General features: G+C 66.9%; 6 protein-coding genes. 1 reads left to right on the top strand and 5 read right to left on the bottom strand.

Annotated features, from left to right (window positions below; genetic code table 11):
• Window positions 1-3 precede the first annotated feature (3 nt).
• Together ACH4S7_RS31510 and ACH4S7_RS31505 are read right to left on the bottom strand one after the other, a co-directional pair.
• Window positions 4-909 carry a helix-turn-helix transcriptional regulator gene (locus ACH4S7_RS31510; protein ID WP_398524769.1) on the bottom strand — a complete coding sequence of 302 codons (906 nt, stop codon included), beginning with the start codon at window positions 907-909 and terminating at the stop codon, window positions 4-6.
• Window positions 910-1012: 103 nt separating this feature from the next.
• Window positions 1013-1261 carry a DUF397 domain-containing protein gene (locus ACH4S7_RS31505; protein ID WP_398524768.1) on the bottom strand — a complete coding sequence of 83 codons (249 nt, stop codon included), beginning with the start codon at window positions 1259-1261 and terminating at the stop codon, window positions 1013-1015.
• Window positions 1262-1495: 234 nt separating this feature from the next.
• Between ACH4S7_RS31505 and ACH4S7_RS31500 the strand changes: the two genes are divergently transcribed.
• Window positions 1496-1963 (top strand): ATP-binding protein, encoded by a 468-nt coding sequence (locus ACH4S7_RS31500; protein WP_398524767.1) that lies wholly within the window; start codon window positions 1496-1498, stop codon window positions 1961-1963.
• A gap of 758 nt (window positions 1964-2721) precedes the next feature.
• On the opposite strand, the gene ACH4S7_RS31495 is transcribed toward ACH4S7_RS31500, so the two are convergent.
• From ACH4S7_RS31495 to ACH4S7_RS31485, 3 genes are all read right to left on the bottom strand, one after another.
• The gene (locus ACH4S7_RS31495; protein WP_398524766.1) at window positions 2722-3216 is read right to left on the bottom strand and encodes a hypothetical protein; all 495 of its coding nucleotides are present in this window, start codon (window positions 3214-3216) and stop codon (window positions 2722-2724) included.
• Window positions 3217-3267: 51 nt separating this feature from the next.
• The gene (locus tag ACH4S7_RS31490; RefSeq protein ID WP_398524765.1) at window positions 3268-10230 is read right to left on the bottom strand and encodes a polymorphic toxin-type HINT domain-containing protein; all 6963 of its coding nucleotides are present in this window, start codon (window positions 10228-10230) and stop codon (window positions 3268-3270) included.
• A 132-nt stretch (window positions 10231-10362) separates the two neighbouring features.
• A complete protein-coding gene (locus ACH4S7_RS31485; RefSeq protein ID WP_398524890.1) occupies window positions 10363-14559 on the bottom strand; it encodes a LamG-like jellyroll fold domain-containing protein in 4197 nt (1398 codons plus the stop codon).
• Window positions 14560-15009: the final 450 nt, after the last annotated feature.

Raw genomic sequence — 15009 nt, 5'->3', positions numbered from 1 at the left:
GCCTCAGCCGGCGGCGGCCTGTGCGGCGTACCGTTGAATCCATTCGTCCAGCAGCGTCATACAGTCATCCCAGCGCGCGCATTTCAGCCGTGCCTCGGTCAGGACAAGCCGGTACTGCTCGACCAGGGCAGGCTTGGTCACATACAACGCGCTGTCCATGTGTTCCACATAGACCATCTCCGCAGGGCCGCCGTCACGGAACCGCAGGTGAGTGATCGGGTAGGACGGTGCAATATCCGCACCGTGCTCGAACCGCAGAATCCGTACATGGATCCCAGAGCCCACCTCCACCGACCGCAGATAGCGCAGTTGCTCCGCCATCACCGCCGGACCGCCCGTCGGCCGGTGAAGCACTGCTTCGTCAAGCACCGCGACGACCGTCGGCCGCTGATTCCCGCGCAGCAGCCGCTGGCGGTGCTCCCGTAACTCGACCCGCATCCGGATCTCGCGCTCGTCTGCCTGCGGCAGTCCGGCCCGGACCACGGCGCGGGCGTAAGCCGGCGTCTGCAGCAGGCCCGGCACCAGATGCGTTTCGTAGATGATGATGTCGGTTGCCGCGATCTCCAGATCTATCAACCGTCGCAGCCAGCTCGGTGTCACGTCGGTGTACTGGTTCCACCAGGCACTGCTCTGTGACTGCTGCAGCAGCGTGTCGATCTCCCGCTGCTGTTTGGTCGTCACTCGGTAGAACCGGGCCAGATCCAGGACATCCTGGGGCTTGGGCGGGCTCTCCCCACGCTCCAGGCGGCTCATCTTCGAGATAGAAGCGCGGATGACCGGGGCGACATCCTTCAGCCCCAGACCTCGCTCCTTGCGATAACGCCGAAGGCTCTCGCCCAGGATGCGACTTGCTGCCTCCCGGCGGGGGTCTTCCAGACGATCCTTGTCGCCGGCGTCATCGGAAGGCACCGGTGCTGGATGGCTCGCAGACATACGGGCTCCAGAGAGGGAACAATGGTCCAGGACAGTGTTCCAGGACGGAACCCGCGTGTCCGCCGATTCCCCTCACGAGTCAGGCTCTGACCGGCCCTACGAGCCGGTCGAACTCATCACCCTTCACACCCGACAGGAACGCTGCGATCTCCTCGGGGGAGAACACCAGTGCTGGCCCAGCCGGGAAGCGTGAATTCCGCAGAGCCACGTACCCGTTGGGAAGTGCGGCAGCCTCCAGGCAGTTGCCCGTCGCTGTGCTCGCACTGCTCTTGAACCATGCCGCATCAGCGATGTCGCATGCAGGGACACCGTTGTCGTACTGCATCATGACCCCTTTCGCCTCCGTACCAGACGCCCCACCGGGCTCGCCCGGGACGGGTGGCCCGCACGCATGTTCTAGCGTGCGTGAAATCCCATATGCAATTGCATGGGCGGTGGGTAGTCGAAATAGTAGGGTCCGAACAGCGCAAATACTCTCCCCCGAAAGAGTGTTCCTGCGGTCCGTTCTCATACCCGTGAAGCCCCCACCGCCTGCCCCTGGCGGGGGCGACAGGAGTTGACAGTGTCGAAGCCCTCCCGGACACCCAGCCCTCTGGACTGGGGGCTCCCCAGGGGCCTGGGCGTCCCTCTCTTCACTGCCCACCGCATCACCCCAGCCCCCGGGACCCTCAGCGCGGCCCGCCGCTTCACCCGCCACACCCTCAGCGCCTGGTACCCCACCGCCACCCAGGAGTGGGAGGCGCGCGTCATGGCTGTCGCGGGCGAACTGGTCACCAACGCACTCCAACACGCCCTGGCCCCGGCCCCCACCCAATCGGGCTGGCTCGCACTCCACGGCATCCATCGCGCGCTCGTGTGCGCCGTCCGCGATCCCAGCACAAAACTGCCGCAGCGACACAACCAGGCCCTCGCGAGTGAAGCGGTCCGAGGTCTCCAGCTCATCACCGAACTCAGTGACGGATGGGGGTACCAGGTTCTCGGCAACGACGTCGGCAAAACCGTCTGGGCCCGCATCCTCTGCCGTACCTGAAGGCAATACTCGAAGGCCATTCCGTCACAGGACGGAGGCGTATGTGACGTTCGCATGGGCCGATCGCTGCGGATCGAGGTCCCCGAACCGCGGGCCGGGCGAGACCTGTGTCGGCGGTGAGGTGGTCAGCGGTCGGTAAGGTGCTGTCGTTGTCGGCCTCTACTAGGTTGCAGGCTTCGGTCCTGACGCCGACTCTCATGCCGGGTATGGACGTTAACCATCGAAAAGGGTGTGCCTCAGTAGTTCCTCGAGCCGCCCCGGCAGGATTCGCTGGGCAAGTGCGGTCCTCAGTGAGCTGGCCAGGCTCGGGACGATCAGCATGGCGGCGCAGATGTCTGAGACGACGGCGGTCTGCTCGTTCAAAGCGAAGACGTCCTCCGTTGACTGGTCCATCTGCAGTGCCTTTGGTCTGTGTGACTGAAATCGTTCCAAGTGGATTGACGCGACCGGTGCCCCAGAGGCGGGTCCAGCGACGGATGGGATCTGAGTGCGTAGACAGTGGTGCAAGTTGACTTCGCTGGTCGGCTCCGCGACTCCGCCGAGACCCGGCGACGTCCCGTTGAACTGCGCAGTCTCCGTCCGTTGACGTTTGCCGTCAACTGCTGCTGCCAGAAACCACATCAGCCCCGCCAAGCACAGCTCGGCGGGGCTGATGTTTCCTGCTGAATTCGCCTTCCTGGCCAGTCGGCGGCGAGCGAATCCCAGAGGGCCCGCAAGGTTCCAAGGTTGACGCTATGAGCCCTGATGATGGAGACCGCTCAGAATGAACCGAAGAACCGGTCCCACCAAGTAGGCTCCCCAGAGCCATGGAAACGCAGCCGAGTGACCCCGTCGTAGCGGTTTGTGAGAAGTTCTTCCGGAATTGCGACGTACCCCAATTCGGCAAGAGCTTGCTCTGCCTTCTCAAGGTCACTCGCGTCGAGTTCACCCTCAGCGCGCGCTTCGTCTGTACTCAAGAAGGCGCCAGGGTTATCGGCCGCAACCATCGTCAAAGGCTTGAACCTGCTCGCCAGGAAAACGATCCTCGTTCCGCAAACCGTGGCTTCTCCCGGGACTTCGATTCGTCCGTATTGAGCAGAATCCTGGATGTCCCGATCGATTCTACAACGCGTCGAGAAGCGAGAATCAACCTGCGCAGCGAGACGGTCGAATGAAGCTGCAGTGTCGGCTGGATTGTAGTCAGCTGGCGCTTCTAGCCATTCGGGATCGTCCAGACGATGCAACATTTCCATCAGATTCGCATCTCTCTCCATGATCCTCCAATCATCGAAAATGCAACACTCGGACTCGGTTGAACTATTTCCTCAGTTCGGGAACGCTGTGAGTACCTTTCCAGTGAGAGGTTCGTAACGCACCAGAATTCTCACCCCTCCTGAGGTCCCGACCACATCCTGAACCGCAGGTGCGCCCTTTCTGGTCTTCAGGGTTCTCTCGGCATGCACGGCAGATCCTTGGTACCAGGTCCTTTGGCTATTTGGACTCGTCACCACGTCAGCAACAGCATCCAGAATCTGGTCATCAGACCACCCCTTCGGGAAAGCGTCTTTACCCCCAGCCCCCGGGTATCTGTGACCATCAAGGATGTGATCCGACCTATTGTCACCGATCAGCTCCCGGCCAATTCCGCAGTTGCTGTTGTGGACGAGGACCGGCGTCTCGCCCGCCAGCACATAGTACGTGCGGAAGTCGGCGACGCTGAGGTCGTACATGCGCTCCGACCCGGCGCGACGGTCGACAGCCTCAATTGCGGCCGGTTGGCCGGTCGCCGTGGCGAGGCGGCTCTGTTCTGTGAGGGCGCCCGCTGGTTTCCAGGATTGGGTGGTCGTGTCCCAGAAGGGGTGGTGTGCCGTGGTCTTGAGGACTGCCGGATTTTCGTCGTCACCTCGGACGCGAAGGTCGATCAGGTCGTTGTCGAGGTGAACCAATTCGGCTGTGACGGTTTGTGCGGTTGATATGCCGGTTTCGGGATCGGTGGCGAGGACCTGGTCGCCGGCTTTCACGTCTTCGATGGGTTTGGTTGTTCCGTCGCCCATCAGAACGAGGGTGCCTGCCGTGAAACTGTTGCCGGCTGCCCCGACGAGGCATTGGACAGGGACGGCCTTCCCACGCTTCAGACTGGCTTTGATTCCCTTGAAGATGATGCTGCCGACTTTGCCCACTCCGGCGCCCGCTGCCGCGACGACGGCGTCCCCTAGGGCGCGTTTGCAGCTGCCGCCTCCCTCTCCCTGGGCGCAGTCGGCAGCGTTCCTGAGGCCGAGGATTTCAAGGATGTCGGCGTCGGGCGTTGATCCGAACCAGCCGAGCTTTCCCATGATGCCGCAAGCTTCGGTATTTTCGAACCCGCTGCACTTCATGGTGCGGGCCCAGTTCTGCAGATTGCTCTGGTAACTCCGGTCGTGGTCGTACATGTTCGGGTAGTCGCGTATCAGTTCACTTTGTGTGGGGAGATACACGCCGGCGATCTCGATGGAATCCCCCTTGGGGCGGATCACCGGTGCCTTTCCGCCGCCGCCGCCCGAGGGTTTGGTACTGCCGGTGTTGCTGCTGGCGCCGGGCTGGTTGGTGTCGGGGCGTCCGGGGTTGACGACGCCGTCACCGTTCGGGTCGTTGCTGGGGCAGTCGGCCATCATGCCGGGGCCGCAGCCGATGCCGAGGCCGGTGGGGTCGGTGAAGGTGAGGGGGTTCTGGGCGGCGTAGGTGTAGCCGTTGAGGGTCTGGGGCTTGTCGAGTTCCAGCAGGGGGTCGACGCTGATGAAGCGGCCGGTGGAGGGGTCGTACTCGCGGGCGCCGAGGTGGGTTAGGCCGGTGGTCTTGGTGTCGTCGGTGCCGCCGACGAAGCCCTTGGTGCCGGGCCAGTTCGCGGGCTGGGTGCCGCGGGTGCCGCCGAACGGGAGGCTCCGGCGGTGGGTGAGCTGCTGTGTGGCGGCGTCGGTGGCGAGCTGGGCGGTGCCGTGGTGGTCGGCCAGGGTGAAGGAGAAACTGCCGTCGTTCTCCTGGACGGCCTGGTGGCCGCCCCCGACTTCGACGTAGCGGGTGGCCTTCGGGGTGGTGGACCCCTTGGTAAGGGTGATCTCGGTGCTGCCGAGGTAGAGCGTGGTCTCTGTCGGAGTGCGGCCGATCAGCCGGCTGCCCTCGGCGTCGTAGATGTACTGGGTGATTTTGTCGGGCCCGGTGGTGACGGGTTCGGTCACCTTGGCGAGGTGGCCCTCGGCGTCCCAGTCGAGGTTCTGGGTGACACCGTTGACGGTGCGGCTGACGATGCTGCCCGCTTTGTAGGTGAAGGAGTCCTTCGGGGTGCCAACCGGCCCGGCGCTGGACACCGAGGTCAGGGTGTGCGGCTGGGGCTCGCTCTGGGCGGGGTATTCGTAGGTGCGGGTGAGGTCCTTGGCGGTGTTCCCGGTGGTGTCGTGGCGGGTCTCGGTACTGCGGGCGCCGACGGTGTTGTAGGTGTAGGAGTGCCAGTAGGGTGCGGGCCCGCCGATCGCGTTGGCGCTCGGGCTGGCGGCGCAGGTGGTGGTGGGCTGGGTCCACGCCTGGGTCAGGCGGCGGGCCCAGTCGTAGGTGAAGCACTGGTTGTCGGTGCCGGAGCGGGACACGTCCGAGACGGACCGGACGTTACCGGCGTCGTCGTAGCGGTAGGTGCTGGACTGGTCGACCCCGGCGACGTCCTGGCGGTCCACACGGGTGGTGGACAGCCGCTGGCTTCCCCATTCGAACCCGTTGGTGACCCAGGTCTTCTTGCCCCCGTCCCGGAGGAGCTCGTGCTGGAGCGGCTTGCCGGTGAGGCTGTAGCTCGTGGTGCCCTGAACGCCCTGGCTGTCACTGATGGCGATCGGGCGCAGAGTCGCGTCCTCGTGGGTGAAGCTGACGACCGACGCGGGCAGCGCGCCGGCGGCCGGGTAGCCGACGGCCTGGACGGCGCCGGAAACCTTGTAGGACGTGCTCGAGTCGTAGGTCCCGGCCAGTTTCCCTTCGGTGGCCGGGATGGTGACGGAGGTACGCAGCGGCCGGTAGAGCCGGTCGAGGAGCTCGACCTGGGAGGAGTAGGCGTGACCGTTCTCGTAACGGGTGGTCTTCGCCAGATGGCCCTTGGCCCCGGCGATGGTGTCGTACGTCCACTCGGCCCGCTTGGGCCCGGTGGCCGAGTCCTTGCGCAACTGGGTCTTGCGGCCCAGCCCGTCGTAGACGCTGGCGAGGGTGACCTTGGTGGCGTCGTTGTACGAGGTGAGGACCTGGCCCCGGTCGTCGTACGTCTTGGTGGTGCTGCCGGCGTCCGGGTCGCTGCTGGTGGTCTGGCGGCCGAGGAGGTCGTAGGCGTGGGTCCAGCTGCTGCCACCGGGATCGGTGACCTTCTGCAGTGCTCCGCGCGGCGTGTAGGCGTAGGCGGTGGTGTCGTAGGGGGAGTCGGCGGTGGGCTGGTGATGCTGGCGCAACTCGGTGGTCTTGCCACGGGCGTCGGTGAGCGTGGTGGTCGCCGTGCCGCCGGTGGGCGGGATCACGGTGGTGCGGTCGCCACCGTGAATGGTTTTGGTCGTGGACAGGACGGTGCCGCCGTCGCCGTTGCCCGCGATCTCGCGGTGCTCGGTCTGCCGGCCCAGTCCGTCGTAGGTGTAGCGGCTCTGGGTCTCGACGCTCAGCGCGTTGTCGGGCTGGAAGAGCCGCGTGCTCGGCGCGCCGGTGACGTAGTAGGAGGCGAACGTCTTGGAGGTGAGCCCGCGTTCGTCGTAGAAGGTGTCGGAGATCAGGGTGCCGCCGTCGGGGCCGGGCTCCTGGGTCTGGCGCGGGCGGAGGAATCCGTCGTACAGCGCGTACGAGGTGCGCTGGGTGCCGTTGTTCCCGAGTGATGTGGTGCTCACGGCGATGGGGCGTTTGTCGGCCGCCGTGCTGTAGGCGAACTCGAAGTTCGGGGTCTGGCCGGTGAGCCGGTCGGCCAGCCAGACCTTGGAGGAGCGGCCCAGAGCGTCGTAGTCGAAGTTCGTGGCCTTGCCGTTGGCGTCCGTCTGGGTCCGGGGCAGACCGCGCAGCGGGTCGAGCGTCGTGGTGCTGGTCAGCGCGGTCGCGGGATCCGTGGGCTTGGCCGGCGGACTGGTGACCTCCAGGGTGGTGACGAAGCCGGTGGCGGGGCTCCGCTCGGTCTTCGTGGTCCGGCCGTCCGTACGGGGCGTACGGGTGACGGCTCCGGCTGCGGTGACGCGTACGTCGGCGGTCAGATCGGTGGTTGTGACCGGGCGGCCGTAGGAGTCATGGGTGCCGCCGGACTCCAGGTAGACGGCTGTGGTGCCGTCGTACTCCTTGAGGATGGCGGTGGTGGTCGGGAGTCCCTTGGTGGCGACGTCGCCGTACGCCTGGCCGTCGTAGGCGGTGCGTACATCGGTGAGAACGTCGGCCGGCCGGGTGGGTGCGGTGCCGCAGGGTTTGGCGACGGTCTCGACCCGGGAGGGCAGGCCCAGGATGGTGTCGCTGCCGGTGGCCGCATAGGTGGTGCGGGTGCAGGTGTTGTCGGCGATCGTGCTGTGGTTGCCGCGGTCGTCGACCTCGGTGATCCGGCCGGCCACGGTGTCGTAGGAGGTCGCGGTCGAGACGGTGCGCCACTTGACGCCGGCGCCGTCGTCGAGCGAGGTGAGGGACCGTGCCTCCGCGGTGCCGCTGAAGTTGGCGGTGACGGTTCCCCAGTCGCGGACCTTCTTAGCCGTCTCGTGCCGCCAGGGGCGGTTGAGGGTCTTGGCCAGGACCTTTCCCCCGGGGGCCGAGTAGGTCGCGGTCTTGTAGGTGAACCCCGCGGCTGACTCGTGGTCGGTGAGGGGGGCTCCTTCTCCTTCGTCCAGGGTGATCGTGACGTCCTTGACCTGGCCGGCCCGGGTCTTGCGGTCGCCGTCCATGCCGCGCAGGAAGTAGGAGTCGGCCTGCGACTTCATCACCGAGGGGCCGCTGCCCTGCCCGCCGGTCTGGACGCGTACGTGTCCGTAGCCGCGCCACTGGGACCAGGTCTTGTGCTTCTCCTTGGTGAGGCCGTCGTCATCGTCGTAGTGCCAGGCCGCGCCGCCCCGGTAGTCGTACTGGGTGACCTTGTCGGGGGCGCCGCCGGTGCGGTCGGTCTCGGTGAGGGAGTCCACCACGTACTTGTTGAACCACTGGAGGGTGGGATCCTCGGTGTCACTGCCTCCCATGTACTGGGGGAAGCAGCGGGTGGTGTTGGTCTCCGGGGTCGGCAGTGCGGTCCAGCTGCAGGCCGGGGCCGTGTAGTTGACGTCGAGCTGACCGCCGGACTCGTCGGTGACGGTGGAGAGGCGGTCCTTGACGAAGGGGGCGTGTCCGTCGCCCGTTCGGTCGAGCCGGTTGACGAGCTGGGTGTAGCCGAGGGTGGTCTTCGGCAGGGTGATGGCCGGGACGGCGGTGTGTCCGGTGCGCTGGATGGAGGAGAGCAGCAGCTGGTAGTCGGTGTCGGCCTTGCCCCAGTGGTGTGCCAGCTTCCAGGTGTCGACGTCCTTGTAGGCGGCGCCGTCGAGGACCTGGGTGGTGACCTCGGTCATCCGCTTGCGGGTGAAGAACGCGGGGGAGAGGCGTCCTTGGTCGCAGGTTTCGCCGGTGCCGCAGTTCAGGTCCCACGGGGTGTCGTACCAGTGCGCGGCCTGTGTGCTGATGGACGAGCAGTCGACGGTGGAGGTCGGCAGGCACCGTTCGGCGCTGGTGAAGTCGACGCGCGCCAGTGCTTTGGTGCCGTACATGGAGCTGGACTTCAGTCCGTACTCGATGCGGTCGATCGTGCCGCCCCGGACGTAGCGCGTGTTGTCCGCAGACTCCAGGTTGCGGCCGTAGGAGTTGTTCTCTTTGGTGTAGTAGTAGGCGATGGCGTTGCCGTGCGGATCGACGGCGTAGTCGAGGTTCCACCGCCATGCCTGCTGGCACCAGGAGGCAGCGAAGGTCGCCCCGTTGCACTCCTCACCCGCGTCGTCGCCGAAGACAGGAACGGTCCAGGTGGAGTCGGTGGTCTCCTTGCCGTCGGCCCACCCGGGCAGACGGTTGTAGCCGAAGTAGTAGCGGCTTCCGTCAGGCATGGTCAGGCGCCAGTACTCGCCGTCGTTGTCGCCATTGCCGCGGTTGGCCGACCTCAGGCGATCGATCTTGGTGCCGTCGTCCTCACGGAGCTTGAAGGCGTCGGCGCCCACCGGAACCAGTTCACCGGCCTTACCGTTGAACGAGATGAACGCATTGTCATAGGCCCAGCACTGGTCGCCCGGTTTGTGTCCCTGGGCGTTCTTGACGCCGTCGTCGGCGCACGGCTTGTAGCGGCGCTCGATGGACCCGGGCCACAGGTTGAAGCCGTCGCCCACCCAGGAGGACTGGTTGTTGGTGTTCCCGGTGCGGCCGTCGATTCCGCCGGAGGAGTAGGAGAGGCCGACCGTGGGGATGAGCTGGCCGGGGACCTGGGGCACCGGCATCCCGTACGACCAGCTGAAGTCACCGGTGTTGAGGTTGGTGTTCCAGGTCGCCGACGCGGACAGCGCGGTCGCCTTGTAGTCACTGTTCCCGCTCGACGCACCCGCCACCGCGGCCAGGACTGTCGGCGCACCGGCTCGCAAGGCGAGCCCCCCGGCGGTGAGAGTCCGCCGCGCGGTGTCATTGGCCGTCACGACGGGCTTCGCGGAGCGGCAGGCCGCCACGCCCGGGGTGGTCAGCGCACAGGCGGGCAGTTCGACCAGCGTGAGCCGGGAGGCGTAGCCCCCGCCGTACGCCTCGGCGAAGCCGGAGTAGTCGATGCGGGCACGCACACTGCCCTGCGTACCCGCCTTCTCGGAGCGCAGTGTGAACAGCACGCCCTCCACCCCGGCCGCCCGTGCGGCCTGCCGGCTCAGTACCCGCGCCTCCACTGCCCCGGTGGCGGGTTTGACACCTGCCCGGAGCCCGGTGTCCAGCTCCAGCGGCACACCGTCCTTGGCTTCCGAGGAAGCCAAGCCCCTCGCCCCGGCGGTCAACTGGATACGGGTGGTCGCCGCCTTCGGCCACGTCGCGTGCGGCATCCGCCTCGGTTCGTGAGGCCGGACCGCGTCCGCCCGCTGCCCGCCGACGACCCTGGACCCGGCGACCGGGCTCTCAGCGGCCGGAAGATCGGGACGGCCCGAACCGTCGTCCGCCGCGACCGCGGGCTGTGTCACTCCCTGGAGAAGGGTGCCGACCATCACCACGGCCGCAGCCACGGCTATCCGCCGGCGCATCCCGGGGAACGGTCTCATCGATCTGCCGTTGATCATCTCTATCGTGTCCTCCACCGCGTATCCCCGGTCACCGCGTCGCACGCGGAGCAGGGCAGACAAACTCTTGAGCAGACGTCGTCGGGGGCGGCCCGGGCGCCGCGAAAGACGCGCCCGCAGGCCGCCCCCGACAGAGAAGAAAGGGGGGCATCACATACCGGGTACCTCGGTCGGCATACCGCGCTGCCCCACGGCCAACTTGGCGATCTGCGCCTCGGACAACGTGCCCTGGAAGGCCCACAGGTCGGAGACCACACCGGGCCAGAACCCGCCGCAGGTCGCCCCGGTCTTCACACAGCCGACCCGCAGTGACTGCACGGCCGAGAACGTCAGCACATCCTCGGACCACGACGTACGCTCCGCACACTCCGCGGAGTCGGCCACACCATCACCGTCGGCATCGGTACACGAGATCTCCTCGAGTTCACCGTTCACATACAGCGACAGTTGCTTGTCGAAGCCGTCATAGACCAGGGCGAGATGCGTCCACTCGGTGGGACCGAAGAACATACCGTTCTCCACCTGGGTGACGGACGCACTCGAGGCATCCTTGTCGGCCGTCGTGACCCGCCACCGCCCCGGATCCGTCGTCGGCGTGGTACTGGGCTCATACCGCACGGCGAAGGCATTCTGCGCGGCGCCCGGAGCGCTGAGCAGCGTCACCGGCCTCCCGGGAACAGCAGCCGCCTGCGCCCATCCGGTGACGGCGAAGCTCGCGGTGGTGTCCACCGGCATATCGGCCGTTGCGTAGGCGTCGACACCGTCGAGGACCATGCCACCGTCGACCCGGCCGCCCTTGTCCCGTCCCACACGGGCCCCACCATGCAGTGCCATGTCATGCCCCGACGCGGACGCGTCCGGAGTCGTCGCGGGAGAGCCGGACGACTGCTCGAACGTCCACCGCGCCTTGACCAGCGGACGCTGCCGGAACATCTGCTGCACCTCACCGGCCGACACCGGCCGGTCGAACAGCCGTACATCGTCGATCCGGCCCGGGAAGAAGGACCCGGGCTGCCCTCCGTACTGACCCGCCCCGATCTGCACGGGACCGCCCGCGTACCAGTCGCTGCGCAGTGCCGTCGAACCCGCCTTCCGTCCGTTGAAGTAGAAGGTGAGCTCGTCCAGGACGGTGTCGTACACCCCCACGAGGTGCACCCACTCCCCGCCACGTGCCGTGCTGCCCTCCGTCTGCAGGGCACGGACCTGCGGGGCATCCGCGGTGTCGGCCGTGTAGGCCCGCACACCCCACCTGTCGTACGTGTTGGAGTAATACAGCTCGAACCCCGGCCTGTTGACTCCCGCCTGGGTCACGACGACGGCGGCATGGTTCGGCTTGGTCTTCGTCAGCCTGGCCCAGGCAGCGACGGCGTAGCCCCGCTGGTTGTTCAGCATGGGCCGATCCGTGCTGGCGTACCCGGACGTACCGTTCAGCTCCAGTGCCTTGCCCACCACACCCGTGGCCCCGGCCGTGACGCCGCCATGGAGAGCCGCGGGCAGGACCTCGGGCACTCCCGTCAGCTGCGTCGCGCCCGCTGCCTCGTCCATCGCGAAGACGGCCCGCGCGGGACGCCCCGAGCGCAGGGACTCCTTTCCGTGCAGCCGGGTCACCTCACCGGGCGCCAGCGGCTTGTCGAAGATCTGAACCTCGTCGATCGCGCCGGGGAAGAACAACTCCGGTACCCCGCTCGAGGAGCCCGCACCGATCTGCAGACCACGCCGGGCGTCCCACGGCGAGTCGTAGGCGGTGGTACCCGCCAGCTCACCGTCGACGTACAGCTTCAGCTCGTTCTCGGTGGAACTGTGGGTGCCCACCAGGTGAACCCACTCACCCGCACGCACCCCTCCCGCCTGCGCCTGCATGGCGCGCGCAACCGTAGCTCCCGCAGTGTCGGACCGGGACTGGGCGAACGCCCAGCGGTCGTAGGTGGTGGAGTAGTACAGCTGGAACCCGGGGGAGTGGTTGCCCGGCTGCGCCGCGACGATCGCGGTGTTCCCCGGCTTCCTGGACAGCTTCACCCACGTCGAGACGGAGAATCCGGTGTCGGTGGCGACCGTGGGGATCTCAGTCCGCGCGTAGTCGTCGACCCCGTCGAACAGCACCGCCTTCCCCAGCGCGCCCGTCACCCCGGTGGTCGCCCCGCCGTGCAGATCGGCCGTCCGCTCGGCAGCCGTGCCCGCGGCCTGCTGGCTGCCCGACGGTTCATCGAGAGCCCAGGTCACCCGTTCGGGCTGCCCCGCCTTGATCCGGAAACGGTAGCTGGCCGGCGCGGAGGCGTTGCCCGCCGCGTCGAAGGAGATCACTTCGAGGGTGTTCAGCCCGGCCCTCGTCGGAAGCAGCTTGATTGTCCTGGCCGCGCCCTCCGTCGTGGTGACCGTGTTCGCCGACGTCGCACCGGTGTTGAGGCCGTACCAGTACTTCGTCACCTGAGTACTGTTGCCACGCACCTCGAACGAGCCGTACTTGCCGGTGCCGTCCAGCCAGGGATCGTCTGGATTCTCCGGGTCGGAGGCGGGATAGTCCCCCGAGGTGATCGCTGGCGACCTGGGCGCCGTGGCGTCGTAGACGAAATAGCAGGCGGTGGGATCACCGGCCGACGACCATGGCGAGAACTGTGCGCTGTCCCACGTACGGACCTGCCAGGCGATCTGCCGGTTCTGAGGGATCGTCGCCGGCAGCAGGATGGCGAAGTCGGATCCCGACTTCTTGTACCTCGTCAGCCCACCCCGCCACACACCCGCGCCATCGTTCCAAGTGGCCTGGAACTGCACCGCCACCGCATCGCCATCCGGATCACTGATGTTGTTCGCGTAGATCGCGCCAAGACTGCGGGTACGCGGTGCGTCCGCCGGCTTCTTGCAGACACCGCCGTACTCCATGGTCAACTGGGACATCCGGACCTGCGGTGGCGGACGGTTGTACTTCACGCGCAGGTAGGCGTCGTCCGAGAACCGCTTCCACGCGTACGCGTCACTCTCGCTGTCGGCCCGCAGGCCGAACGTCATGTGCGACTCCTTGCCCACACGCTTCTGCACGGCCGCCGTCACGTCGAACTCGGCGTCCTTCGAGGCGCATCCGTCAAAGCCGTAGGAGAACGACGCCGTCCGCAAACGCTCGATCCAGAACCCCTCGGCGTCCTGCTTGTTCCAGGTCGTCTGGTCGTTGATCTCCTTGGTGCGCCACAGTTCCACAGCACGCGCACTGCACGATGCCGACCACGTGTTACGCACCACGAACTCCGCCGACAGCACGGTCTTGCCCGCGAACCGAGAGACCGGAATCTGGTAGAAGAGCCGCTTGGTGTCCTGAGGCTGGCAGTAGGCCCAGCCGCAGTACCCCATCCCCGCATCCGGGTCACCGTTGAACAACCACTGTGGCGACGACGCCCAGTACTTCGACGCCATCGTCCACGACGTCGCCTTCGGCGAATGCCACTGCGGATCGATGAAGACCGGATACACCGTGTCCGGCCCCTTCAGCAGACCGGCATCGGGCCTCAGCACCAACGCGCTCTGATCCGCCGGAATATCCACACCGACCGGCGCCAGTGTGCCCGACTCCCCGGCCCCCGGCTCCCCCTGCCCGCCCAGAACCTGCCCCGGCTGCGCCGCCGGGGCCCGCCCCGCCGCTCTGCTGACCGGCGCCGGCCCCGGGCTGGAGTCCCACATCACCGGCTGGGGCGCCGCGAAGACCACGCCACCCGAGCCCTCATCCACCGCCTCCAGCCCACCACTCGGGGTCTCACGAACGCTCAAACTCCCGCTGCCGAGCCTCAACCGCAGCTCGGCCAGCCTCGGATGCGCCGCAGCCTGGGCCGACTTCACGACCAGGAGCTGGGTGAAACCATCCACCTGCGCGCCGAGCCTCAGATCCACCCCCGGCAGAACCTCCGGATACGTCACGGTGTCACCACGCAACTCGGGGACCGGAAGACTCGTCGGCCACTCCAGCGTCAGATCACGACCCGCCTTGGACATCCTGACCAAGGGCACATCGCCCCCACCGGAAAACTCCAGACCGACGGTCACCGCCCGCGGCGCCACCGTCCCCGCACCCGAACGCACCAGACCGGTATCCACCGGCTGCCACTGACCGTCCACCCGCGCCCGCACCGGCCGCAGATACTCCCGAGCCTCCAGACGGCCGTCGGGAGTGGCGAACACATCGCTGCTCTCCGCCCTCTTGGAGACGACCTCCACCGGCCGGCCGGTGCGTCTGGCCAGATCCACTGCCTCCGTCTCGCTGTCCGCGACCGTGGGCTCGGCGGCTTGGGCCGCAGCCGGGGCTACCGGCGCCTTGTCCCGTACGGCACCGTGCGCGCTCGTCGGGACGAGCAGGCTCACCACCATCGCGCTGGACAGCGCAAGCCCTGCCGCGCCGGCACCCCATCTACCACTCACAGAATCGACACATCCTCCATCAGGAGCACCCGAGGTGTGCTGAACATGATCAATTTAAGGAAATTTAAAGGGACAGTAAGCGCGTGATCACGGACGGTCTAGAGGTCGGCATGCCGACATACCGACCTCATGGGGTGAAAGTCCGCAAGAGCTCAGGTGATGAATGCCACGCGCCGCCCATATTGCGCACAGTGCTGGTGTGCGCATGCACCTCGCGAAATGGCACGAAACCTCCACCGCCGACGGTTCGTTCCCGCGTGCCCCTCGGTGGCACGCCACTCGACCGCGCCCCCGCCCGTCAGCCGCATGAACAACCCAGCGGATCAACCCACCCAGCACCAGAACATATGACGCCCTGTCACGAACGTCCTCACGCTGCGACCATGAGATGCCCCCGAG

Source organism: Streptomyces sp. NPDC020965, from assembly GCF_044333555.1.
In the GTDB taxonomy this organism is placed as follows: Bacteria; Actinomycetota; Actinomycetes; order Streptomycetales; family Streptomycetaceae; genus Streptomyces.
Note: the sequence above shows the minus strand (reverse complement) of the source record. Positions and strands in the feature narration are given on the sequence as shown.

What these genes read in the sequence shown, in the direction of transcription:
- ACH4S7_RS31505 (WP_398524768.1), bottom strand. Translation starts at nt 1,261, where the DNA reads ATGATGCAGTACGACAACGGTGTCCCTGCATGCGACATCGCTGATGCG.
- ACH4S7_RS31495 (WP_398524766.1), bottom strand. Translation starts at nt 3,216, where the DNA reads ATGGAGAGAGATGCGAATCTGATGGAAATGTTGCATCGTCTGGACGAT.
- ACH4S7_RS31485 (WP_398524890.1), bottom strand. Translation starts at nt 14,559, where the DNA reads ATGGTGGTGAGCCTGCTCGTCCCGACGAGCGCGCACGGTGCCGTACGG.